A 24,885-nucleotide genomic window follows, 5' to 3' on the forward strand; every position below is an offset into this window, starting at 1 on the left:
TTTGATCATTTTTTTTATTTGCTATCACTTTTCACCTGAAAAAGATACGAATAATGAACTAGTTTCCAGGTCTTTTAAGCCAAAATAAAAAAACGTCACACAGGACGTTTTTAAATTAAACTATTGAGTTTTTCTTGCAGACGATTAAAATACAATCCCATATGATAACCGTCAACTAGTCGATGATTAGCTTCTAAACTGATTGGCATCATTAACCCACCTTGTTTTTCAATGTATTGGCCAAAAGTTACCTTTGGAATGGAGTCATCTTTGTCGATATAAAACTGGTTTTGATACCCTGTAAAATTGATCCAAGGTATCATCGAATAATGAATTAACTGATCCAAAGGATAGTTAATTTCTGGAAAATACACCGCTTGGTTTTGTGACAACTCTTTGGCTGACTCACAAAAGTCAAATAAGTCATCACCTCTCAGTAAGGTGACTCCTCTATATAAATTATCACCTGGGGTCATATCGGTAAATGATGGAATCAACCTATCGTAAAGAACAACCTCTTGATTCTGTATTTTATATCTAAAGTTTTCAATGCTATCCAATATTTCAGTTGATAAATAGACCAAACTGTAATAAAAAGAACACTTATTTTTATTACTAAAGCTCTTCAACGCTGAGACATCTATTTCTGTGGTAATTGTATACAACGGTACGTCTCGTTGACTATGCACTTTAAAATGCTCTAATCTATCCCATTCTGTTAAATTAATCTTTTCCATCATTATCCCACCTTTTACTTAATCAGACGTTCTAGTGTATTATAACAAATTTCCGAGCCTTTTTGAAACCACTTACAGTGATAAAATAAAAGGGAAGCTAGCCTTTTTTACGTGAGCTATGTTTTTTTTTGATTGCAAACTTCCTAAGTAATGAGGCTATTTTTTTTATATCTGAATTTAAACATTTTTCATCTACGTAGTAAACACTAACGGTTTGACTTATCTCAGTTAAGACATAATCTGTGATAACTAAATCCACTTGATCCCACAATTGATTTTTTTGAATATCATAGATTGGGATATAATTAACTTTGTCTATATTCAAGGCTAATGCTACCTTATTTTGGTAATACTCTTCTTGAATTGCCCCATGCTGAGACATAAAGGTGACAATCAATTCCTGTTTAATATTTTTTTGTTCATAAACTTTATATAACACATATAATTTTTTAAATAACACTTCTTTATTATCGAAATAATAAGCAGCATAATTTTTGTCTTTTAAGCTCGCTTCTAATAATGCAATTTTTTCTAAAAACATCGGTGAAATAAGTTCTTGATTATTTATCAGTTTATTTTTAACTTCACTGTATTCGATTTCTGGGTATGTTCCCAATAATTGAAGGGGCATAAACACATCCAAATAATCTGTAAAACGAAATAATTCTTCTTCGTTCCCTTGAAAAATATGATAAGCCAAGTTACCAAGATAATACATTTCTGTACTGTACTCTTTAGCGTACCTAATTCTTCTTTTAGCCGATTTATCTGTAATATAGCTGATTGGGAAAAAATTAAGCATCTGCAACAGCATTAGTCTGTCTTTCTTTTTTAAACTGATACCTAGGCGCTTTTCTAAAATGGCAAAAGCTTGATTTAATCGCTCTTTATCAATTATTACCGGCTTTTCATTGTCATAATACCAGTCGTCACTGATGTTAACACTTGAAATAACCGACAAATGTATCGCGATAAATAAACAATAAAAATATTCAACTACAGGTGGTAAGTATATCTCAAACTCTAAATTGACACGCCTAACAAAGTCTAAAATAGCTAAACGATCAAACTTTTCAAAAAACCATTCATCTGAAATAACCGCATGATCTTTCAGTAACTCAAAATAGAAATATCTGATATTCCATTTTTCTCCTTCTAAGCGCCAAATACCATCCTTGTTGTCCAAAATAATATTTTTTTCTTCCAAATACTGAGAGACTTGTCTAATATTGCGATAAACAACTGATGAGCTATAATACTTCATTTTAGCCCAATCTTCAATCTTGGCGATCTTCCCCAATAAAATATCACATAAAAATTGCATAATAAAAGTTTCTCTGCTAACAAGTGCCTTAACCTGTTCCTTATCTAGATGATGCATCTCAGATAATCTTACTCCTGCCACATCTACTTCAATCATTGAGTATGTTTGAATCAACTGATTAGTTTCAACAATAGCCCGATCTAAAGTCGGTCTAGAACACATAATGATTGTCGAAATTTCCTTTTTCGACAACGGTTGGTCTGCCTCGATTAATAGATTTAACAGTTCGTAGGCACGTTGTAGTGGTTTTTTAACTTGATATATCATTTTCTCATCCCCTAATCCATAATTCCCTAAGAAAATTAATCCTTTTACGAACAAACTTGTTAATATTTAGTAATCTTATCATAGATCAACTATAAAAATACGGATATTTCAATTAAATAACATCGTAAAATATCAAAAAAAACAAAGAAGTTATAAAACCTCTTTGTTTTTACAGTTTTTTTCGATTCAAACTCAAAGAATTAAGCAACACACTAACCGAACTAAACGCCATCGCTCCACCTGCAACAATCGGATTTAATAAACCTAGTGCTGCAAAAGGAATACCAATTGTATTATAGACAAATGCCCAAAATAAATTTTGTTTAATTTTAACCATCGTCAAATGAGAGAGAGTTGTCATTTTAGAAAGATGCATCAAATCACCCGTCATAAGAGTCACATCTGCTGTCTCCATGGCAATATCTGTCCCTGTTCCCATCGCTATTCCAACATCTGCTAAGGCTAAAGCTGGGGCATCATTAATACCATCTCCGACCATTCCGACAAAATTACCTGATTCTTGCAATTTTTTGACATAAGCTGCCTTATCTTCCGGTAAAACTTCTGCAAGAATATGACTTGCTTCTAGTCCAGCCTTCATGCCGATATAATTGGCAGTATGTCGGTTATCTCCTGTTAACATATAAACTGTTATCTGTTGTTTAGTCAATGCTCTAATGGCTTCTGCTGAACTTTCTTTTAACTCATCCGCCACTGCAATCAGTCCTAATACCTCAGTATCGTTTGCTAAATACATAACTGTTTTTCCCATTTTTTCTAACTCGTTAATAGTAAAATCAGCAATAGTCAGTGGGATATTTTTAGTTTGTAATAAACGTCTTGTGCCAACAAAATAGTCTGTTCCATCAACGCTACCTTTAATACCCGCCCCAACTAGTGCTTCAAAATGAGTGACTTCTTTATCTTTTATCAAACCACTATCACTAGCGTAGCTCACGATTGCTTTTGCTAAGGGGTGTTCTGATAACCTCTCTAAAGATAATAAGATACTTAAAGCCTCAGCCTCACTATAATTAGAACTTATCATCTGAAAATCCGTCACACTAGGTTTACCTTTAGTCAATGTCCCTGTCTTATCAATCACAATCGCATCAATTTTAGAAGCTCTTTCTAAAGCCTCGCCACCTTTAATTAATATCCCATTTTTAGCACCTAGACCTGTACCAACCATAATCGCTGTTGGTGTCGCTAAGCCTAATGCACATGGACAAGCGATTACTAGTACAGATACACTATGAATTAATGCTGTTTCCCAATCACCTAAAATCACTCCGCTAATGACTAACGTTGCCAAAGCCAACACGAGAACAATTGGCACAAAAATAGCAGATATTTTATCAGCAATTGCTTGAATAGGGGCTTTACTTCCTTGAGCCTCCTCTACCATTTTAATAATTCTTGACAAAGCTGTTTCTGAACCAATTTGAGTCGCTTTAATCGTAATTGTCCCATTAGTATTAATCGTTCCGCCATAAACATTATCTGATATTTTTTTCTCCACAGGTAGACTTTCACCTGTTAACATACTTTCATCAATCGTTGTTTTTCCCGCGATTATTTCACCATCTACTGGAATTTGTTCCCCTGGTCTGACTAGTACATGATCCTCTAACACAACCTCTTCTATCGTAATAATTCTAGGTTCACCATCACGAATCACTGTTGCAATTTTAGCTTGTAACGCCATCAACTGTTTAATAGCTCCGCTTGTTTTATTTTTAGCTTGATGTTCCAAATACTTACCTAATAAAATGAGCGTAATAATGACAGCACTACTTTCAAAGTATAAATCATGACTATGAGAGTTAAAAAAACCATTATAGACACTTAATAAGTAAGCTGAGGTTGTTCCCATCGCAACCAATACATCCATATTAGGGGCTTTTGTTTTTATTGCATGATAGGCCCCTTTATAAAATCGTGCACCAATCCAAAACTGAACAGGTGTTGCTAATAGTAATTGTACCCATGGCTGATGTAAAAAACGAACAATCGGATTATCAAATCCTAACATCATTAAAATCATCCCAATCACCATTGGTAAACTTAATAAGGTGCTGATGATTAAATCTTGCTTCATTTTACTAATTGTTTCAGCTTTTTCTTTTTCTATTTCTTTCTTATGAGCATCATCATAACGAATAGCACCGTATCCAATCGTTTCAATACTTGTTATTAATTTTTCTAAATCTGTTGTACGAGTATCATACTCCACTGTCGCGCGCTCAGTTGCTAAGTTAACAGTTGCATGCTTGACACCTTTTTGAGCAATTAATTCTTTTTCAACTCGACCTGAACAATTGGCACATGTCATACCAGTGATGGCTAAAGTATCTACTTTAGTCAAATGCACCATTTGTTCTTTACTAGTTGCTTCGTTTTTCATTTAAATCACCTCAGTCTGAAATCCAAGACCCTCAATCGCTGAAGTTATAGCCGTTAAGGACTGTTGAGAATCATCAAATTTCACCTTTGCTTTTCCTTTTTTTAAATTAATTTTAATCTTAGTGACACCCGCTAGTTCCCCAACTGTTTTTTCAATAGAAGCCACGCAATGTTGACATGACATGCCTGTAATTAGTAATTCTTTTTTCATTTTATTTTCCAACTTTCTGTCTATTTAATATGAATTAATCCCTATGTTGATGTTCTGAACAGTCGCATTGCCCTGGTATACAGTTACAAGCAATTGTTTTAACCGCTGTTTTTTCTTTTTTATCTACCGCAGTCAAAATTAATGCTAAATCTGTCTGGGTTAAGTCAGCTTCTTCGATAAGTTCGGCTATCGTTTTCCCGACTTTTTTAGCACATATCTTTGAAAATAATTGTTCAGTAGCGCTGCGCATCGTCTGCTCTTCACTAACTAAAGGTTGATAAATAAATTTATTTCCTTCTAGTTCCGTTAAAAGAATTTGTTTTTTTACTAAACGACTTAATAATGTTTTTATAGTTGCCGGCTTCCAATCCATGCTAGTAGATAAGATACTAATAATCTCTGGACTTGTTGTCTTCCCTTTTGCCCATATAACACGCATAACTTCCCACTCTGCTTCGCTTATTTTCAATGTTTTTGATTCTGTCATTAGATTCCCTTCTCCTTTTATGTCTACAGATGTAATCATCCGATGACTAAACTATAACACTTTACGTCTACATCTGTCAACGTTTGGATTTTAGCAAAAAAAACGTTTTGATGATTATTATCATTTTTATAAACCTAACTGCTCAAATTGCCATCGACTATTTATTAAGCTCCAGCTCTTTTAATTAAGTAAATAGTAAAAAACCCAAAGCTATATGTTGGTTAGCTTTGGGCTTTTTAATAAGATTAAACATTCTTAGTCATTTTAAATGTTGTTCAAAAAAATCAGCAATGGTATTCATTAAATCGATGGTCACTAAATGACCTTCCCCTTGGCCAGTTAGAAAAATAACATTTTTGGCATAAGGCTCATGTTCAATTTTATGATAAAAGTCAGCCACTTGATTAAATGGAATTTTAGGGTCTTCTGTCCCATGCCAAAAAAGTATTGGTCTCTGAGCCATTTTTTCTGGTTGTAAAGACAAATCAAATTGAGGCAACCAAGAATGAATAAGGGCTAAGTCATCCGGGACATTATAGTTCATTTTTTTAGCATTTTTGCGGATTAAACTAGCATAGTTGGTTGGCTGGGGCGTCCCCATAATACTTGCTATAGCAGTTATTTCTGGATGTTGAGTAACTAAAGCAGCACTCGTCATCCCCCCCATAGAATACCCCCCTACTCCAATTAAGTCATTTTTTATTAGTTGTCTTTCCTCAAAGTATTTTTTTATAACATTAAATTCAATTAAATTATACTGAATTGTTGAATAAAATGTAACAGATGGGACACTTGATTTTTCACCTATTTTCCGTTGACCATGGTGCATGCCATCAGGTAATACTGCCCTAAGTCCCTTATCGGCTAACCTCCTAGCTTGAGTCAATAATAATTCTTTGTTCGTTTGCCAACCATGGTAAAAAATGACCAAAGGTAATGCTTCATTCATTTTTTCAGTACTGACTACTTCTAAAACAGGGATATCATGTATCATGCGTTCTCTAATTTGAATCTTCATCATTAACACCGCCATTGTTATTTTTAACTAATGAAACTATCATAGGACTTTTAGTTAGAACTGACAATTAATCTGTTTATAACTTATAACGTAAAAAACTTCTGATAAATTTAATTATCAGAAGTTTTTTACTCAACTATTTAATACTTATTTTATGGGTAAATGCGGTGTAACAGGCGTGGGAATGGACTAGCTTCACGGACATGCTCAATCCCAGAAATCCATGTCACAGTACGTTCTAAACCAAGACCAAAACCAGAGTGAGGAACAGCACCATATTTTTGTAAATCTAAATACCAAGCGTAGTCTGCTTCATCTAGACCATCTTTTTCAATTTCGTTTAACATATAATCATAACCAATCGCACGTTCACTACCACCAATAATTTCACCATAACCTTCTGGTGCAATTAAGTCAGCACGAATAACAACGTCATCACGATCTGGGTGTGGTTTCATGTAGAATGGACTCATTGATTTTGGATAGTTTAAGATAAAGACGGGTTTGCTATAATGGTTCGCAATAAACGTTTCATGCGGTGAGCCAAAATCATCCCCCCAAGTAATATCTTCAAATCCATTTTGCTGTAATAATTCAACAGCTTCATCATACGAGATACGTGGATATGGCAACTCAGTATATGTTTTTAATAACTCTTTATCACGACCTAAAACGTCTAAGGCATAATCGCAGTTATCTAAGCAAGCTTGAACCATAAATGCCACATATTGTTCTTGAATTTCTAAGCTTTCCTCTTGATGACAAAAAGCCATTTCTGGTTCAACCATCCAAAATTCAGTTAAATGACGGCGTGTTTTTGATTTTTCCGCACGGAAAGTCGGACCAAATGAGAACACTTTACCAAATGCCATCGCTGCAGCTTCTGAATAGAGTTGACCTGTTTGTGATAGGTAAGCTTCTTGACCAAAATAATCAGTACTGAATAATTCAGTTGTTCCTTCTGGCGCTGAACTTGTTAAGATTGGTGGATCTATTTTGATAAAGCCTTTTGTATTAAAGAATTCATAAGTTGCACGAATCATTTCGTTACGAATTTGCATAATCGCATGTTGTTTCGTTGAGCGTAACCATAAATGACGATGATCCATCAAGAAATCAGTTCCATGCTCTTTTGGTGTAATCGGATAGTCTTTACTTTCACCGACTACTTCAATATCAGATACACCAATTTCAAAACCAAATTTTGAACGAGTATCTTCACGGATTTCTCCTGTAATAATAACTGATGATTCTTGATTTAATGACTTAGCTGTTTCAAAAATTTCTTCCGAAACTTCAGCTTTAACGACAACACCTTGGAAGTAAGCTGAACCGTCACGTAGTTGTAAGAAAGCAATCTTACCACTTGAACGTTTATTCGCAATCCACGCCCCGATTTTTACTGTTTCGCCAACGTGTTTTTTTGAATCAATAATGCGAATTGTTTCCATGTATATCTCCCCATTCTATAATAAATATTTAAACTGACCCTTGCTTAATGGCAATAAACTCTTCTAAGCGAGCTATTGCTTGCTGTAAAGTTTCTAAATCACTAGCATAACTTAACCGAATATGTTCCGGTGCCCCGAATCCTGCACCACTAACTACGGCCACCTGTGCCTCTGTTAATAAATCATCAACAAATTGATCGATTGCTGTATAACCACACAAGCGCATCGTCTCAGCTACATTAGGAAATAGATAAAAGGCTCCTTCTGGCTTGTCTAACACAACACCAGGTAAAGCACTAACTTTTGGATAAATTACATTTAAACGTTGTTCAAATGCTTGACGCATCTCCTCGACACAGCTTTGATCGCCTCTTAGCGCTTCTAAAGCAGCGTATTGACTAACTGCTGAACAATTACTTGTTGATTGTGAGGCGATTTTAATAATAGCTTGAATAATTGCCTCATCACCTAAGACATAACCTATTCGCCAACCTGTCATTGCATAGCTTTTTGAAACGCCATTGATAATAACGGTTTGTTTACGAATCGCTTCAGAAATTGTAGCCATAGGAGTAAACGTATGTCCATTATAGACTAATTTACCGTAAATATCATCTGCTATAATTAAAATATTATGGGAAACGGCCCAATTTCCAATTTTTTCTAATTCGTCTGGCGAATAAATTGCCCCAGTTGGATTAGAGGGACTAGTTAAAATCAAAGCTTTTGTCTGAGCGGTTCGTGCTTTTTCTAATTGATCAACAGTGACTTTAAATTTTGCCTCATGAGTCGCTGTTACAAAAACTGGTTTCCCCTCAGCTAGCTTTACTTGTTCACCATAGCTCACCCAATACGGAGTAGGAATAATAACCTCATCTCCTGCATTAATAATAGCTTGGAATAATGCATATAAAGCAAATTTTGCGCCATCTGTTACAGCAACTTCAGTTATGTCGTAGGAAAGGCCATAATCAAGACGTATACGCTCAATAACCGCCTGTCTTAATTCGATAATCCCAGCAGCAGGTGTATAAAAGCTTGCCTCACCGCTTTCAATTGATTTAATAGCAGCCTTACGAATAGTTTCAGGCGTCATATAATCAGGTTCTCCCAAAGTTAGGTTTAAAATATCAAACCCTTCGGTCTTTAACTTTTTGGCTTTAGCAGCTGCTGCTAATGTTGCAGATGGTTCTAATCGTTGTGCTCTATGTGACAATGTCATAGTCTCTCACTCCTCTAAGTTATTTTGAACCTTTGTAAACCTTCTGTTATAATCTATCACTTTCAATTATTCACTCTTTTAATTCTAGATTCCTCTTAAGGAATCTTCAATCTCACCTGTTTTAAAGTCGACTAAATAATATTCTAAGCGCTTATCATTGCTTTGACCAACTACTTCCCAAGTCGGTTTATCTTTAACCATTCCTAAATTAATTTTAGTGATACGGTCAGGATTTTCTTCATTGATCACTTTTTTTAACACTTTATCACGATCAACCCCTGCATCTTGATCCAAGATTGTGACTTTTTCACCTGATCTCGGAATAATAACATAAATATCATTTTTACTCGAATCTTTACCCGCTACTGTAAAATAACTTTCTTTTCGATTAAACCAATAAAAGAAATCCACTTCTTTTAAGTCAGAATATTTTCGAGCTAAGCCCACTGCTTCTTTTTTTGCTCTAGCCATTGGGCGATTTGCTTTTATAAAGAAAAAGATTGAGGTGAAAATAAAAGTTGCTAAAACAAAACTAGCAATAATTGGTAGTTTTTTCTTCATATCGGACTCCTTTCTAAATTAGTTCATATTTCAATATTATATCAAATTTTTCAAGTGTTGTGACCCTTTAAGACTATAACTTTAAAGAAATTCTTTGATATCTTGGCAAATTGTGCTGAGATTTTCCTCGATTAAGGGTAGATTAGCCGGTAAGGCTTTAATAAAGCGGCTACCATACTTGGCTTGTATCAAACGATAATCCAAGACAAGCATTACCCCCTTGTCCTCTTCTGAACGAATCAAACGCCCAAAGCCTTGTCTCAACCTTAAAATAGCTTTAGGCAGTGCATATTTATAAAAAGAATCGATTCCCTGACTCTGTAAATATTGATACTTTTCTTTAATAAAAGGCCTATCTGGTGAATCAAAAGGCAAACGTGTCACGATAATCATTTCGAGACTATCTCCTGGTAGATCAACCCCTTCCCAAAATGAATCAGTACCTAATAAAACGCCTTGTTTCAAATGGGTGAAACGTTTGGTTATTTTTTCTCTAGAACCTGACAAACCTTGCGCTAAAACTTCAACGCCCTCACTCATTAGCGGTTGATTAATTTCGTGATAGACTTTCGCTAACATGTCATGAGAGGTAAACAAAACTAATAGCGATCGATTTTGTTGCTCAGATAGCTCACGAATAGTTTGACTAATAAATTCAATATGTTCTTGGGAACCTAATTCTCGGATTTCTCCGACTTCTTTTGGAATATATAGACGAGCTTGCTGACTATAATCATAACTTGCAGGAACTGATTTAACTGGCAAGTAATCGATTCCTAAAGCTCTACCTAAAAATTGGCTGTCTTTTCCAACCGCAATAGTCCCTCCTGTATAAATAATTTTCTTATAACGAGGGTACCATCGACTATTTCCAACAACTGACTGTGAAAAATCACTATAGTAAGCTGTTAATTGGTGGCTTTTTTCGGAAATAACCAACCAACGAACAATCCCTGTCTCTTCTTTTTCAATAAAATTTTTGACAAATTGATAAAACTGAGGGAGTGCTGTCAGTTCATCTAACCAATAGGTAATCATACGTTTCTCACTTATAGTCCATCTATCTAAGGCGGCCAAATAACTTTTCTCTAGCTCTTTTGCTAATTGAGTGGCTTCAAGTAGTAGTAAAATCAGTTGGTTGCTATGAGCAGCAGTATAAACTGGCAGCTCATGCAGCATACTATCAGTGATCATGACTTCTTCTTCCGTTTTATAACCTCGATCAATTAACAAACCTTCGATGACATCTTCTTTTAATTCTTCAATCACATGGCTTAATTCCGTTAAGACATAACGCAACGACTTTTCAGTCTTAGCACAATTAGATTCTAACCATGCTGGAGTTTCTACAACAGAACCAAGTTCTTCATTGGCTAAATAAGCGATTTTTTTAGCAAGCTCATAACTGGTTAATTTAAAGGATGATGCTTTTTGTGCAATATCTGGCAAATGATGTGCTTCATCAATTAACAAGAAGTCACTACTAGGTAAAATAAACTCATCACGATCATTTTCATGGCATAAAAAAGCATGATTTACGACAATGACATTTGACTGCGCCATCTTTTGTTGTAAATATCGCCAAAAATCAACCTTATAATAAGGTGAACTTTTTGAAAGATAGGCCAGACCACGATGACGAACTTCTTTAAAAAATGGATGGTTCAGGCTAATTAAGTTAAGCTCATCCAAATCACCTGTCTCCGTTTCTGTCAACCAAACTAGGACACGCATCTGATAGAGTGCATATTGTTTTTGCTGAGAGGGAGATCTCAAGGTACTTGAAAAACGTTCTAGATCAATAAAGTGGCGATGACTTTTTACTAATGTTGCCATTAGACTACCTGGTCTTATCTTATTAACAAGTGGGATTGCTTGTTCAATCAGTTGATTTTCTAGTAATACGGAAACCGTACTAATAATAACAGGATTAGTTGGTGTAGCAAGATAGCTCAGCGGCAACAAGTAACCAAATGTTTTGCCGCTGCCTGTTGGAGCTTCAATAGCAAGATTTTTTCGTTCAAAATTATCTTGTGCCTCACCTTGAGATACTTCTGTCGTAAAGAAACGATGGACAAGATTCATCATTTTACCTTGATTACTACGATAATTTAAGAAATCTTGATATAATTGTTCCTTTTCTTTTTTAGTTTCTGGATAGTCATCTTGGCACACCTCAGCATCCGTAATCAAAAGATTACTTAATGTTGTTAGTTGTTTTTTTAGAGCTATCCCTTGAATAATTTGAATATCTGTAGCTAAGGGGGCGATTTTTTCTTGCATCGCTCTAGCTAGCATTTTTAAATAATTAGCTGTATCCATTCCACAAGGACCTGCCAACTCTACAATTTTTTCGATTGTTACTAAAGGTAAAGTTACTATTTTTTGTTCAATTAAGATTAGTAATTCAGCCGTTACCTCAGCGTCACTATCAGCTTGATGTGGCCGATCATGGCTAAAGCCGTATTGTTCTGCTAAATCCCCTAAGCGAAAGCTCGGGGATTTGGGTAGGAATATCTGAGCTAGTTCGACAGTGTCTATTCCTTCAATCGTTAAATGTTGTTGTCCACATCTCACTAACTCGTGACTAAGGAATTGGTAGTCAAAATAAATATTATGGGCTACAAAGACACACTCTTTGAGTAAATCATATATTTCTTCAGCCTTATCTTCAAAATAAGGTGCCTCAGTAACTTGTTCGTTTGTAATACCAGTTAAACTTGTAATATGCTTTGTAATGGTCTGTTTTGGATTAATATCCGTAGCAAAGCGTGAGATAATTTGATTGTTTTTAACGAAAACACAACCAATTTGAATAATGCGATCAGTTTTGGGATTCGTCCCGGTAGTTTCTAAATCAACGACCGCATAAGTTTGATCTTTTTGCATAATATCTCCTACTTTCTACTACTCAAAATTAATAACAAATCAAATTATACCTATTTTTACAATAAATTTCACCCTCTAGTCCAATTTACTTTAATCTAACTGATATTTTTACTGTTGTATCGTCTATAATATAACAATAATCCATTTGCTCAAAAGGGTTTTAAATTCACTAAAAACTATTTATTTGTTATACTTAAGCTATAAAAAGGAGGTAATAATTATGCTACATCGCTATGAACGGATTTTGGTTGCTAATGATGGCTCTAAGAACTCCCAAATTGCTTTTGACCACGCTGTTGCTACTGCTATTCGAAATGATGCTAAGTTGTATATTTTACGAGTAGTGGATACTCGAATTGACCCCTTTGCGCCTTATATTATTGAAGGTTCTATGGAAAAAGAACTGGAAAAAGCTCGTGTTGAACTAAGTGAGCTCGTCATAAAAGCGAACAACTTAGGTGTCAAAGAAGCTATTCCACTATTGGAAGAAGGCGCTGCTCGAACTATTATCGCCACACAAATACCTGATCAAGAAGAGATTGACCTTTTAATCATCGGAGCAACAGGAAAAACAGGCTTAGATAAATTAATGATTGGTTCAACTACAAATTATGTTGTGAACCACGCTAAATGTCCTGTTCTTGTTATTCGACCTGATATGACTTAATAAAAAAACACTGAGACTAAAGTCTCAGTGTTTTTGTTTTTTAAAAATTAGTCCACTCGTCATCATTGTTTGCAACTACTACAGGACTTGCATAACGATCTTTTGAAATATCTCGATAAAAAGCTGCCTTAGTTGCATTCATATAAGGGTTTAACACAAAATACCCCAGCCCTAATGTTAGCCAACAAAGAAACTGCCAACCTAAGAAACTTAAGTCAATATAAAATAAACGTCCTTTGTTTCCTTTCATCAACGACCGGCTCTCACTAATATAATTTAAAGCCGATGTTCCTTGAGCGTTGGTATGTTCTGATAAGTCTTTATAGATATAAAAAGATTGTGAATAAGAATATCTTTTTATAATCCCTGGTACAATAAATAATAGTGACCATAGGTAAATAAATACGGCATTTAAAATTTGAATCAATAATAGTGGGACAAAATCTTTACCGTTAAACATTCGAAATTGGTCAGCCATTGGATTAATCTTTCGGCTAGGATTTCTTAATAACTCAACAAAAGTAAAGGAAATGCCAATTGTCATAAAACTAATAATGATTGGTAGTAATGTTTTACTAAAAAAACCACCTGGCGATGTGCTTATATTTGTACTAACATCGCTGATAAGAGTATCATCTGATTTTCCTAAATTATTATTTCTTTCATAACTATCCCCGCGCTGTTCTTGTTTAATCGTGCTGTCTAAAGATGTATCTGTATCCACCGACATTAAAAACATTGAAAATAGCGATAACCCTATAATGGCAATCCCTATAATCCATGCAGATAACATACTAAGCAACGATGGGACTAAATTTAGTAAAATAGCCTCTTTCCAACGGCCTCGTAAAGCAGCTTTTGCTTCACCCTTTAACTGACTACTTGTTTTATTCATACAATTCCTCCCTTATTTTTTCTTAATTATTTTAACATACTCTCAAAAATAAAAAAAATACTATCTGTGATGATATTCAAGGAACATGGGTAATTTCCCACCTGCTATCTTTTGTGCTTGATAAATCCCTTTTGAACCGGAAAATAAATAGCTAACAATACTGCTGATAAATAAATAACTGGCCAATTCACTACCAAACAATTCAATCCCCATAATAAAACAAGCGATTGGCGTGTTTGTTGCCCCTGAAAAAACACCAATAAAACCCAAAGCAGCTAAAAAACCTGCGGGAATCCCCAATATATCACCTAAATGACTTCCAAGTGTCGCGCCAATTTCAAATAAAGGGGTAACTTCACCACCTTGAAAGCCTGCACCAAGAGATAGTACCGTAAAAATTAACTTGTTAAGAAAATCAAAAGGTCTAACTTCACCTGAGAAAGCGTCGGTAAGTAGCGGAAGACTTAGTCCTAGATAACGATTAGTTCCATAAATCAAGCTCAAAAGTACGACTACCGCTGCCCCAAATCCAATCCGATAGATAGCATTAGGTATTAGGCGAGCATAACAGTTTTTTAAATACCTAATACTCGCGCTAAACAAGCGGGCAACTAACCCAAAACAACTTGCACAAAATATGATTTTTCCTATTAAATACAAATTTTGTTTAGGTACTTCTGTGATAACATAGTGACTATGACTAATACTGAAACAGGTAGTAACTGCATTTGCAATAAATGCGGATAACATACTTGGTCCAAGCCCGTAACTTTTAACTTGACCAACCATTAATACTTCTAAGGCAAAAATCCCACCTGCCAAAGGGGTACCAAAAACACTGCTAAAGCCTGCACTAATCCCACAAATTAAAGCTAATTGACGTTCCTTATTAGTTAAGTGCCACCACTTTCCAATATATTCTGCTACAACACCTCCCATTTGAACTGCAGTTCCCTCACGACCGACTGAACCACCAAAAAGATGGGTAGTAATTGTCCCAAACAAAGTAAGTGGTAACATTTTCCAGGGAATATTTTCCGTACTACCATTTGCAGCTGCTATGATAAGGTTGTTACCTTTAGCTGAATTGTCACCATATCGTTGGTATAACCACATAAAAAACATGCCAATTATAGGCAAACCATAAATGAGCCAGTTATTTTTTAACCGGATCAATGTCACCACTTCTAAAGATTTTAAGAAAAAAGCTGACAGACAGCCCATTGTAATTCCAACTAAACTTGAAATTACGAACCATTTTAGAATCACTAACGTTGACACACCTAATTTTTTATTCACCTTAATGCCTCCCTTAGCCTCTAATCCTTGCGAAAAAACACCTGCTATCCTCTTCTCTGAGCATGGTAATCCTCTCAGGGAGGAGGCTAGCAGGTATTTTTAATTGTTATTATAGCCGGCTCTACTTGAAAGAATTATCCTCACCGACTACTCTATTAACCTTAGTTCCAACTAGCTGAACACTTATAAGTAATAAAAAACTAACAGACTGATTGTCATGAACTTACTCTTTTAAGCAACAATCTCGCGCAACATTTCTATTATCACTTCTGGACTTTCTTTAATCACCCGATCAGCAATTTTACTCACTTCTTGACTATTACCTACACAAATGCCATAGTTAGCTCTTTCCAACATTTTTATGTCATTGCGATCATTCCCAAATGCCACATAGTCAGACTCCCCCAATAAACGTTCAATTGCGCTCGCTTTGTTGACGCCTTTTCTTGTTACATCCAAACAACGTTCGCTAGGATAGATATTACAATCAACCGTTAAGGAACTAAAATCAGCTAAAACTTCTTGCTCGTTCAGATAATTGCTTACCAATATTTTCACTGGATTTGTTACGGCGGTAATCGGTAAATTCTTTGCCTGTTTATGACTATCTAAGCGCTGTCTTAGCGTCATTAACGTCTCACCAACACATGAATAATTCCACTGTTCATCAAAGAGATAATCCAGTTTTTTTTGATAAACATACTCTCTAATATAACTAAAATCAGCCTTATCAATTGTTTGAAACCATTGAGGTTTAAGCTCAGAATATAGCATTGCACCATTGCTTCCAATCAGATGACAGTCTTGTAAACTTTTTGGTAATAAAGGTAACATATCTCGCACTGGACGAGCTGAGGCAAAAATTAGTTGATGTTGTGCTGAATGATGTAGATACTCAGTCATAAAATCAGTTAATTTTTTGTCAATTGTTTGACCATCAAAACAAACAGTCCCATCCATATCAAATACAAAGTTCATCCTAATCACTCCTTAATACTATTAGGATAGTATATCATTTTTGTTGTTTTATTCAACCACCTTGCTGACTCATTCACTTTATTAATAAAATAAAAAGAGCAGCGTAAGCTACTCCTAAAAAAAACTAATCTAATTGAAATAAAGCACTACATCGTTTCTTATTTTAAGAGTTGATAGACTTCTTTAGACAATACTGCAATGGGCTCTTTTCCAATATAATTTTTAGTCATAACAGATATTACATAAGGTTCCTTTGCATACACAATGGCAACATCATGAGTAAGTTCACCTAAATCACCAATTTTATGTCCCACTTTAACAGGTAAATACTTAGGAATTCTTTCTTGATCATAGACTGTATGTTGCAAGTACTTTTCAGCATTGCCGCCTTGTTTATAGATAGCTTCAATCAAGCGAGCATTTTCTTGTGACGTAACACTAAAGGGACTATCCCACCGTCTGCCAATAACTTTACTAATATCTTTTCTCATTGCTTCACTATATTTATCCGCCCCATAATAAGCAATAAAATTAGCTCCCTGATTATCAGAATATTTAATCGTCCACTGCAAAATTTTATCTAGCGAGTGATATGAGCCCCAAGGTTGGTTTTGTAAGATACCTGCCCCCCATGGCATATAGGACAATGGCATATTATTAATACGTGGATTATTCTCAAAGGCCTGTTGTGGATTTACTCTCCCTTGATTAATCATCTTTTGTGTATAATAAATGGCTGGTAATTTACCTGTACTAGCTGCTGTAAACCGTTTGTCAGCTCCCATCTTGGCCACTTGTCCTGACTCTAATGATTTAACATAAATACCATAATGAGGGGAACTGTACTTGGCATTTAGCAACTGTTGGACTTTTTGAATTTTATCTTGCTCAATTTTAAATGCACTTTTTGAAAGCCAAGATCCTGAAGGCAATTCAAAATAAATCCCATTTCTAGTTTGAGCTTGTCTTGTTATGTGATAAGTTTGTCCAACTGTTGCTTTACTGTTAGCTCGACCTTGTGACCGATAATCAAAATAATTGTAGGGCTGACTCCAAGCATAAACCTCCCCTTTTACTAATTTAGCTTTATAATTAATTGTTTTATATTGAGGTTTATCTAACTTACGAAAAGCACTTCTACTGATCCAAATATTTGGTGATAATTCATAGTAAACACCATTACTAGTGCTAGCTTGACGTCTTACTTTATAATCGACCGCACTATTTACAACATTTCCAGCTTTTCCTACTGCCTTAGAACCATAATACTTATAAGGTTGATTCCATACATAAACATCCTGTTTCTCTAGGCGAACATCTTGTTGAATTGTTTTATAAGCAGGCACCGCTAATTTTTCAAAAGCACTTCTCGTTACCCAGACATTTGGTTTTACTTCATAATAAACACCATTGGTTGTTTTTGCTTGTTTCTTAACGTGGTAATCAGTAGTTCCTTTTAGTACTGTATTGGTTTTTCCTAGGCTTTTGTATCCTTTATAGCGGTAAGGTTTACTCCAAGCATAGATAGGTTTATTCTTCACTCTCACATCTAAATTTACAGTCTCATAATCTTGACTATCAAGTGTGTGAAAAGCACTGGCTACTATCCAAACATCTTTTTTTAACTCATAATATAAACCATTGCTAGTCTCTGCTACTCGTTTAATAGAATAATTAGCTCCTACCTTACCATTGACACCAGATTTTCCTAACGAACGATACCCGACATAACGATAAGGTTGTGTCCAGGTATTAACTTTGCCATTGTCTAGTCTGGCAATAAAATCGACTTTTTCATATTTAGGTGGGTCATATTTAGTAAATGCACCTTTGGTGACCCACAAATTGGTTTTCACTTCATAATAAATCCCATTTGACGTTTTTGCTTGACGCTTTATTTTATAATCTTCCCCCACATCTAAAGTCTCTTTGACCTTACCTAAAGAACGATAATCCTTATAACGATAAGGTTGTGTCCAAGCATAAACGTCACCATTTTTTAGCTTCACATCACTATCAATTAGCTCAAATTTAGGTTGATCCAGTCGATTAAATGCGCCTCTTGTCACCCAAACATTTGGTTTCACTTCATAATAAATCCCATTACTAGTTACAGCTTGCTTTGTCACACTATAATCTTTATTCTTATCTACGACTGTTTTTGCTTTACCTAATGAATAATAATCTTTGTAGCGGTAAGGTTTCGACCAAGCATAGACATCACCTTTATTTAATCTAACATCCTGGTTAATCATTTGGTAGTTTTGTTTATTTAATAAGGAGAAAGCACTTTTACTTACCCAAACATCCTTAGATACTTCATAATACAACCCATTATCCGTCTTTGCTTGTCTCGTTATGGTATAATCCTTCCCAACATTTAAGATATTTTCAGCTTTCCCTAATGATTTATAACCGTCATAATGATAAGGTTTTGACCAAGCATACACATGCCCTTTTTCTAACCTGACATCTATTTGAACCGTTTCTATCTCATTATCACGACTAACTAATTGCTTTGATCTATTTTTTAGGTTTTTATCCTTAGTTTCATTGAACTCCAATGCTTTATCTTTAGAATCAATTGTTTTATCTTTGAATTTAGTCGACTCTTCGCTTGTTTCTGCTTCTTGATCCGTTACATCATTTTTAGATTCAGTCGACCCTTCACTTGTTTCTGCTTCTTGATCTGTCGCATCATTTTTAGATTTGGTCGACCCGTCACTTGTTTCTGCTTCTTGATCTGTCGCATCATTTTTAGATTTGGTCGACTCTTTGCTTGTTTCTGCTTCTTGATCTGTCGCATCATTTTTAGATTCGGTCGACCCGTCACTTGTTTCTGCTTCTTGATCCGTTACATCATTTTTAGATTTGGTCGACCCGTCACTTGTTTCTGCTTCTTGGTCTGTTGCATCATTTTTAGATTCAGTTGACCCGTCACTTGTTTCTGCTTCTTGATCTGTTGCATCATTTTCAGATTCAGTTGACCCGTCACTTGTTTCTGCTTCTTGATCTGTTGCATCATTTTCAGATTCAGTTGACCCGTCACTTGTTTCTGCTTCTTGATCTGTTACGTGCTTTTCTAATTTAGGTTTAGCATCTTGGGTGATGTCATTTAATTTCAACTCTATTTGTTTTAAACTAACCTTGACTTGCGTTTCATCTAATTTGGCAGACTTAATTAAATTATCTAGCGCTTCCAATTTTTGACTATCTAACTCTTCTTGCTTTCGTTCTTTTGCTACTTCAATGACTAATTGATAGAAATCCTCTAGTTGCTGTTGATAGATTTTTTCATATTCCAATGACTCTTTTTTTAAATTCTGATCTAAAATTTCTTCAGGATTGGTCATACTATCCCGTTCATTTAATAACTCCCACATCGCCTTGGCAGTTTCAACCGACTTCCATTCACTCTGAATAGTCGTGTTATCTGAAATACCTTTAAATTCACTATTAATAACACTTTCTTGCCAATCAGTTGCATAAACTATTGAACTTGTTGTGCCAATTAATAGGCTAGCTGTTAGAAGTAACACCCCTATTTTTTTCAATCAATACGCCTCCTTAAGATTCCTATACATTATAAATCATACCAAAAAAATCCCCCTTATCCTATACATAAGAGGGATTTTTTTCCATTAAGTTAAATAAAACAGTTAGTTAGATAACTCATATACCTTTGATAGTTCATTAACATAATAGTGACTTGCAATGGAAGACTGACTCGTCGCGACAGCAGATTCTCTCTTACTCTCAACTGCCTCTAAAAATGCCATAATTAAGCCATTAAAGCCTCTTTTAACCAGTGTGCTCTCCCAGTCACCAAAACCAACTTGAGTTATGCATCCTTTTTCATTCTTAGTTAATGCAACCAAGTTGTCAACGGTATAAGTGCCTTCAATTGTTTGTACTTCGAGAGTTTCTGTATGCGCTCCCGCCTCCATATTTATTGAAACAACAGCTGTTGTCGTTACCGTTTCAAAAATGATCATTGCACGTTGTAATTTCCCATCAGGCAATGCTTTTACCCGATAGTCAACGTTAATAATATCATCATCTAACAAATATAAGGTGGTATCAACCATATGAATCATCATATCAAACAAATGAAACTTTACTAGTTGTTTAGGGTGCATACGATTTTTTTGAGCAATAATTTGACGCTTATGCGGGAGTGCTTTTAAGGTTTGGTTTAACGGAGCAAAGCGTCGATTAAACCCTGTCATTAAAATCAAGCCTTTTTCTGATGCTAATTTGTGCAAACTTGTTACCTCTTCACTATCCTCACTCACCGGCTTGTCCACAAAAACATGAATACCTTTATTTAAAAATAATTCAATCAAATGGGCATGAGTAGGTGTGGGGGTATGGATAAAACATGCTTCAATCCCACTATTTAAAAAGGCTTCCCAATCATCATGGTAATGCTCCCAGCCAAACTGATGGGCTAATAAGTTGATTTTATCAGTTTGACGTGAATAAAAGTGCCATTCAACCTGCTCCCTCATATTATTCATAATTGGTAAATAGGCTTTTTGACAGATATTTCCAATTCCAATAACACCAATCTTCATCTAATTCTCCTCCTCTTATCTTCAAACAAAATAGACTAGTAATGATTACTAGTCTATTTATTCTCTCTTTAATTATGATACATGATACGATCTTTAATATCAAAAACAACACGGCTATTGTTAATTGGTACATGTCTTTTCACACGCTTCATGATATCGTGATTGCCATGTTGCAGTTCATCCATTATAAACCATAAGACCGGACCGGAATATGGTGGTGTCGTGAGCGAGCCTATAAAGTGATAATACGTCAATGATTCTGGTAAAAATTCTGCTGGGGTAAAATGCATGTCTTCACCTTCTCTAAATAGCTCTAACATCAAGCGACGTCGTTCTGGACTCTCGATCAAATACTCATCTGCAATACTGTCGTAAACTAACCCAACTACTAAATTAACACCTTCCGCATTTTCGTGAACAAGATGAAATTCAAATTTATGGGCTTGATCGTCAAATAAATGTTCACTAGGAAAATGGACGTGAATATCAACTAACTTAAAGATAACATTTTCTAATTTAACATAACTATTTGTCTCAGTCGGGACAAGGTGATAAGATCCACCAAAAATTTCTTGTGTATACGTTTCTTTTGAATAAAAAAATTCTAAATTCAAGGAGTCATCTTTAATAACCTCTGGAACGTCAGCAAAATCAATCGGTGATTGATAACAAAAGCCATGATCGCCACCTTCGTGTTCTTCTAGTGGTAGAGCTTTAAGTTCTGCTAAGCGTTGGTTGCTCTTTGTATAGATACGTTCAATTGTCATAATTGTCACTCCTCATTCAACTAATTTACCAAGCTATTGGATCTTTTTTCCAGCTTTGTAATAATTCTACATCACAAGAATTAATATAGTCAATTTCTAAGGCTTTCTCAATCATTTCTTCATAGTTCGTTAATGTTGTTAAATGAACACCCGCCTCTTTAAAATTAGCCACTCCTCTAGGCAAGCCGTAGCTGAAAATAGCTGTAACTCCTAGGACAGAAGCCCCTTCTTTTGTTGCAGCATCGACTGCTTCTAAGACACTTCCCCCTGTGGAAATTAAATCCTCAATAATAACCATTTTTTGTTGTGGATTAATACGACCTTCTATTTGATTCCCTTTACCGTGTTTTTTTGCCTGACTACGAATATAAACCATCGGTAACTCCAAGATATCCGCTACCCAAGCCGCGTGTGGAATTCCAGCCGTCGCTGTTCCAGCAATCACTTCAACATCTGGATACTCTTTTTTGATCGTATCAGCTAGACCTGTTGCAATTAATTTTCTGACTTCCGGGTAACTCATTGTCAATCGGTTATCACAATAGATTGGACTTTTAAGCCCACTAGCCCAGGTAAAAGGTTCGGTCGGTTTCAAACTAATAGCTTCTATTTCTAATAATTTCTCGACAATATCTTGGCCTAATTTAGTCATATGTTTTCTCTCCATTCCAGTCATTTTTTATAGTAAGGTAAACGTCATATGGTGTTTTTGAAGAGGTAATAGGTCGACCGACAACAATATAGGTAGCACCTAATTGTTTTGCCACACAAGGCGTAACGACTCTCTTTTGATCACCTAATTGACTGCCTTTAGGCCTAATACCCGGTGTGACACAAATGAACTTTTCACTATCTAGATATTTCTTAATCTGTTCCGCTTCTAAAGCAGAACAGACAACACCAGCCAAACCATTTCTATACGCTAAATCAGCATAGTGACGGACACTTGTTAGTAGACTTTCTGAGACGAGTTGTTCTTTTTGAATCATCTCTTCAGTACTTGACGTTAGTTGGGTCACAGCAAGTAGTAAAGGCACCTGTTCCGTTGACTTAGTTCCCTTTTCTAAGCCCCTCAAGGCTGCTCTCATCATTTTTTGTCCACCTGATGCGTGAACATTCGTCATCGTTACACCTAGACTAGCAATTCCAGTCATGGCTCGTTCTACTGTATTAGGAATATCGTGTAACTTTAAATCTAAAAAAATATCATGACCTAACTCTTTTAACCAGGTAATAATACTAGGTCCTTCTTGATAAAATAATTCCATCCCAACTTTTAGAAATAATTTCTCTTCTTTAGGAAATGTTCCGAGAAAATTAAGGATAGTAGCACGATCAGGAAAATCCAAGGCAATAATTGGTCTAGTAGCTAACATATAAGTTGACGCTCCTTTCGAACTTCTTTGACTAACTGACTCAAGCTACTAATCCCCAATTCATCCATTCTCTGAGGTAAGGCTTTAATTAAATTAGGACAAACATAAGGATCGGTAAAATTAGCTGTGCCAACTGCTACAGCACTCGCTCCTGCTAAGTACATTTCTAAGACATCATCAACTGTACAAACGCCTCCCATCCCAATAATAGGAAGACTAACGGCATGAGAAACTTGATGAATCAAGCGGATTGCTACCGGTTTAATTGCTGGGCCAGATAGGCCACCCGTTTGATTAGCTAAAATAGGTTGTCTTGTTTTTAAATCCAAACGCATCCCTAATAACGTATTTATCATGGTTAGCCCATCTGCTCCACCTGCTTCAATCGCCTTAGCAATTGGAATAATATCTGTCACATTTGGAGATAATTTGACATAAATTGGAACTTGACTGACTTTCTTAACAGCTTCTGTCAATTGATAAGCAATCTCAGGGTCTGTCCCAAAGGCAATTCCTCCCTCTTTAACATTTGGACAGGAGATATTAAGTTCAATCGCTTTAACATTAGGTGCTTGACTTATTTTGTCGCAGACTGTGACATATTCTTCCACAGTTGAACCTGCTACATTAGCAATAATCGGGACATCATATTGTGACAAATAAGATAACTTAGTAGTAAGCACCTCAGATAAACCTGGATTTTGTAAGCCAATCGCATTTAACATCCCGCTAGTTGTTTCTGCTATTCGCGGAGTTGGATTCCCGTATCGAGGTGTTAACGTGGTGGCTTTAATCATAATGGCACCTAACTGATTTAAATCATAATACTTCCCATACTCTTCACCGAAACCAAAACAACCACTAGCTGGCATTATCGGGTTTTTTAACGATAGGCCAGGTAATTCAATCGCTAAGCGTGTCATACAATAACCTCCCCTGTTTTAAAGATAGGCCCTTCATCACAAACCTTCTTACTTTTTTGACCACTTGGATCATCTGCAACATGACAAACACAAGCATAACAAGCACCAATCCCACAGGCCATTCGTTCTTCTAATGATAGATAGGCTCTTGGATGCTCCAAAAACTGTTGATTAATTACTTTTAATAAAGCATTCGGACCACAAGCATAGATAGCATCCGGCGTCACACTTTCTAAATACTCAGGTAGAGCGGCTCCAATATGCCCTTTAATCCCATAAGAACCGTTATCAGTGGTAATGCTGATTGTTCCTAATTTCTTAAATTTGTCTATATAAAATAGTGCGCTTTTATCATGAAATCCTAAGATATGATGAATAATTGCGCCTTTTGACTTCAACTGTTTTGATAGTTCGTATAGCGGCGGTACACCGATTCCGCCACCTACAAGTAAGATATGCTCCTCTTTTTTTACGTCACAGATCTTAAAACCATTACCTAAAGGGCCTAAAACATCTAGTTCTCCTCCGCTAGTTAAGCCACTAAGACGCTTAGTTCCTGTTCCTTCGGTTCGATAAATCACCACACACTCTTTCTTTTGCTGATCAACACTGGCCAAACTAAGTGGTCGACGCATTAATAAATCTTGTTGTGGCACTTTAATATGTAAAAACTGACCTGGAGTTGTCATCTCTTTAGTTAGATTGCCTGTTAAGGTTAATTCAAAAATATCTTTTGCAATCATTTTTTGTTTGACAATCTGCATCATTTCCTGTTTCATCATCGATCCTCCTACTTATAAGTAACTATTCCTGACGTCTAGTTAACCTTT

Annotated in this window: 21 protein-coding genes; 1 reads left to right on the forward strand and 20 read right to left on the reverse strand. The window is 35.6% G+C overall.

From position 1 onward, the window contains the following. Positions 1-110 precede the first annotated feature (110 nt). The 10 genes from OL234_RS06320 to OL234_RS06365 form a co-directional block, all read right to left on the reverse strand. Positions 111-737, reverse strand: a complete 627-nt coding sequence (locus tag OL234_RS06320) for a CatA-like O-acetyltransferase (protein WP_275468402.1) — start codon at positions 735-737, stop codon at positions 111-113. Positions 738-834: 97 nt separating this feature from the next. Next, positions 835-2,328 (reverse strand): AcpB/EbpR/MafR family transcriptional regulator, encoded by a 1,494-nt coding sequence (locus tag OL234_RS06325; RefSeq protein ID WP_275468403.1) that lies wholly within the window; start codon positions 2,326-2,328, stop codon positions 835-837. A 169-nt stretch (positions 2,329-2,497) separates the two neighbouring features. Next, positions 2,498-4,705 carry a heavy metal translocating P-type ATPase gene (locus OL234_RS06330; protein WP_275470120.1) on the reverse strand — a complete coding sequence of 736 codons (2,208 nt, stop codon included), beginning with the start codon at positions 4,703-4,705 and terminating at the stop codon, positions 2,498-2,500. Between the two features lie 30 nt (positions 4,706-4,735). Continuing rightward, complete coding sequence (copZ, locus tag OL234_RS06335) at positions 4,736-4,945, reverse strand: copper chaperone CopZ (protein ID WP_275468404.1); 210 nt, start codon at positions 4,943-4,945, stop codon at positions 4,736-4,738. 34 nt (positions 4,946-4,979) lie between these two features. Continuing rightward, a complete protein-coding gene (locus OL234_RS06340) occupies positions 4,980-5,432 on the reverse strand; it encodes a CopY/TcrY family copper transport repressor (RefSeq protein WP_275468405.1) in 453 nt (150 codons plus the stop codon). Positions 5,433-5,691: 259 nt separating this feature from the next. Continuing rightward, on the reverse strand, positions 5,692-6,450 hold the full coding sequence (locus OL234_RS06345; protein ID WP_275468406.1) for an alpha/beta fold hydrolase: 759 nt from the start codon (positions 6,448-6,450) through the stop codon (positions 5,692-5,694). A gap of 152 nt (positions 6,451-6,602) precedes the next feature. After that, positions 6,603-7,901 carry an asparagine--tRNA ligase gene (gene asnS / locus OL234_RS06350; protein WP_275468407.1) on the reverse strand — a complete coding sequence of 433 codons (1,299 nt, stop codon included), beginning with the start codon at positions 7,899-7,901 and terminating at the stop codon, positions 6,603-6,605. A gap of 28 nt (positions 7,902-7,929) precedes the next feature. Beyond that, positions 7,930-9,123 carry a pyridoxal phosphate-dependent aminotransferase gene (locus OL234_RS06355; RefSeq protein WP_275468408.1) on the reverse strand — a complete coding sequence of 398 codons (1,194 nt, stop codon included), beginning with the start codon at positions 9,121-9,123 and terminating at the stop codon, positions 7,930-7,932. 84 nt (positions 9,124-9,207) lie between these two features. Beyond that, positions 9,208-9,684 (reverse strand): cell wall elongation regulator TseB-like domain-containing protein, encoded by a 477-nt coding sequence (locus OL234_RS06360; RefSeq protein ID WP_275468409.1) that lies wholly within the window; start codon positions 9,682-9,684, stop codon positions 9,208-9,210. A gap of 81 nt (positions 9,685-9,765) precedes the next feature. Next, positions 9,766-12,573, reverse strand: a complete 2,808-nt coding sequence (locus OL234_RS06365; protein ID WP_275468410.1) for a helicase C-terminal domain-containing protein — start codon at positions 12,571-12,573, stop codon at positions 9,766-9,768. A 220-nt stretch (positions 12,574-12,793) separates the two neighbouring features. On the opposite strand from OL234_RS06365, the gene OL234_RS06370 reads away from it, so the two are divergent. After that, positions 12,794-13,240 (forward strand): universal stress protein, encoded by a 447-nt coding sequence (locus tag OL234_RS06370; RefSeq protein WP_275468411.1) that lies wholly within the window; start codon positions 12,794-12,796, stop codon positions 13,238-13,240. A gap of 40 nt (positions 13,241-13,280) precedes the next feature. On the opposite strand, the gene OL234_RS06375 is transcribed toward OL234_RS06370, so the two are convergent. The 10 genes from OL234_RS06375 to OL234_RS06420 form a co-directional block, all read right to left on the reverse strand. Further along, on the reverse strand, positions 13,281-14,135 hold the full coding sequence (locus OL234_RS06375; RefSeq protein ID WP_275468412.1) for a DUF975 family protein: 855 nt from the start codon (positions 14,133-14,135) through the stop codon (positions 13,281-13,283). A gap of 60 nt (positions 14,136-14,195) precedes the next feature. Then, positions 14,196-15,434, reverse strand: coding sequence for a chloride channel protein (locus OL234_RS06380; RefSeq protein WP_275468413.1), 1,239 nt, complete (start codon positions 15,432-15,434; stop codon positions 14,196-14,198). A gap of 231 nt (positions 15,435-15,665) precedes the next feature. Next, positions 15,666-16,412, reverse strand: a complete 747-nt coding sequence (locus OL234_RS06385) for an HAD-IIB family hydrolase (protein ID WP_275468414.1) — start codon at positions 16,410-16,412, stop codon at positions 15,666-15,668. 158 nt (positions 16,413-16,570) lie between these two features. Continuing rightward, positions 16,571-19,966, reverse strand: coding sequence for a serine hydrolase (locus tag OL234_RS06390; RefSeq protein WP_275468415.1), 3,396 nt, complete (start codon positions 19,964-19,966; stop codon positions 16,571-16,573). Between the two features lie 105 nt (positions 19,967-20,071). Further along, the gene (locus OL234_RS06395; protein ID WP_275468416.1) at positions 20,072-20,989 is read right to left on the reverse strand and encodes a Gfo/Idh/MocA family protein; all 918 of its coding nucleotides are present in this window, start codon (positions 20,987-20,989) and stop codon (positions 20,072-20,074) included. 68 nt (positions 20,990-21,057) lie between these two features. After that, on the reverse strand, positions 21,058-21,756 hold the full coding sequence (locus tag OL234_RS06400) for a carbonic anhydrase family protein (RefSeq protein WP_275468417.1): 699 nt from the start codon (positions 21,754-21,756) through the stop codon (positions 21,058-21,060). A 25-nt stretch (positions 21,757-21,781) separates the two neighbouring features. Next, a complete protein-coding gene (gene pyrE, locus OL234_RS06405; RefSeq protein WP_275468418.1) occupies positions 21,782-22,408 on the reverse strand; it encodes an orotate phosphoribosyltransferase in 627 nt (208 codons plus the stop codon). Continuing rightward, the gene (gene pyrF, locus OL234_RS06410) at positions 22,401-23,132 is read right to left on the reverse strand and encodes an orotidine-5'-phosphate decarboxylase (RefSeq protein ID WP_275468419.1); all 732 of its coding nucleotides are present in this window, start codon (positions 23,130-23,132) and stop codon (positions 22,401-22,403) included. Before pyrF ends, pyrE begins: the two co-directional genes overlap by 8 nt. Continuing rightward, positions 23,126-24,055: a dihydroorotate dehydrogenase gene (locus OL234_RS06415; protein WP_275468420.1), complete on the reverse strand. Its 930-nt coding sequence runs from the start codon at positions 24,053-24,055 to the stop codon at positions 23,126-23,128. The genes pyrF and OL234_RS06415 overlap by 7 nt, the downstream gene beginning before the upstream one ends. Next, entirely contained in the window at positions 24,052-24,834 is a 783-nt protein-coding gene (locus OL234_RS06420) for a dihydroorotate dehydrogenase electron transfer subunit (RefSeq protein ID WP_275468421.1), read from the reverse strand. Before OL234_RS06420 ends, OL234_RS06415 begins: the two co-directional genes overlap by 4 nt. Positions 24,835-24,885 lie beyond the last annotated feature (51 nt).

The sequence above is a fragment of the Vagococcus intermedius genome (assembly GCF_029144185.1).
GTDB lineage: Bacteria > Bacillota > Bacilli > Lactobacillales > Vagococcaceae > Vagococcus_D > Vagococcus_D intermedius.

Coding starts and splice junctions, on each gene's coding strand:
- OL234_RS06320 (WP_275468402.1), bottom strand. CDS start 737: ATGGAAAAGATTAATTTAACAGAATGGGATAGATTAGAGCATTTTAAA.
- OL234_RS06325 (WP_275468403.1), bottom strand. CDS start 2,328: ATGATATATCAAGTTAAAAAACCACTACAACGTGCCTACGAACTGTTA.
- OL234_RS06330 (WP_275470120.1), bottom strand. CDS start 4,705: ATGGTGCATTTGACTAAAGTAGATACTTTAGCCATCACTGGTATGACA.
- copZ (WP_275468404.1), bottom strand. CDS start 4,945: ATGAAAAAAGAATTACTAATTACAGGCATGTCATGTCAACATTGCGTG.
- OL234_RS06340 (WP_275468405.1), bottom strand. CDS start 5,432: ATGACAGAATCAAAAACATTGAAAATAAGCGAAGCAGAGTGGGAAGTT.
- OL234_RS06345 (WP_275468406.1), bottom strand. CDS start 6,450: ATGAAGATTCAAATTAGAGAACGCATGATACATGATATCCCTGTTTTA.
- asnS (WP_275468407.1), bottom strand. CDS start 7,901: ATGGAAACAATTCGCATTATTGATTCAAAAAAACACGTTGGCGAAACA.
- OL234_RS06355 (WP_275468408.1), bottom strand. CDS start 9,123: ATGACATTGTCACATAGAGCACAACGATTAGAACCATCTGCAACATTA.
- OL234_RS06360 (WP_275468409.1), bottom strand. CDS start 9,684: ATGAAGAAAAAACTACCAATTATTGCTAGTTTTGTTTTAGCAACTTTT.
- OL234_RS06365 (WP_275468410.1), bottom strand. CDS start 12,573: ATGCAAAAAGATCAAACTTATGCGGTCGTTGATTTAGAAACTACCGGG.
- OL234_RS06370 (WP_275468411.1), top strand. CDS start 12,794: ATGCTACATCGCTATGAACGGATTTTGGTTGCTAATGATGGCTCTAAG.
- OL234_RS06375 (WP_275468412.1), bottom strand. CDS start 14,135: ATGAATAAAACAAGTAGTCAGTTAAAGGGTGAAGCAAAAGCTGCTTTA.
- OL234_RS06385 (WP_275468414.1), bottom strand. CDS start 16,412: ATGAACTTTGTATTTGATATGGATGGGACTGTTTGTTTTGATGGTCAA.
- OL234_RS06395 (WP_275468416.1), bottom strand. CDS start 20,989: ATGAAGATTGGTGTTATTGGAATTGGAAATATCTGTCAAAAAGCCTAT.
- OL234_RS06400 (WP_275468417.1), bottom strand. CDS start 21,756: ATGACAATTGAACGTATCTATACAAAGAGCAACCAACGCTTAGCAGAA.
- pyrE (WP_275468418.1), bottom strand. CDS start 22,408: ATGACTAAATTAGGCCAAGATATTGTCGAGAAATTATTAGAAATAGAA.
- pyrF (WP_275468419.1), bottom strand. CDS start 23,132: ATGTTAGCTACTAGACCAATTATTGCCTTGGATTTTCCTGATCGTGCT.
- OL234_RS06415 (WP_275468420.1), bottom strand. CDS start 24,055: ATGACACGCTTAGCGATTGAATTACCTGGCCTATCGTTAAAAAACCCG.
- OL234_RS06420 (WP_275468421.1), bottom strand. CDS start 24,834: ATGAAACAGGAAATGATGCAGATTGTCAAACAAAAAATGATTGCAAAA.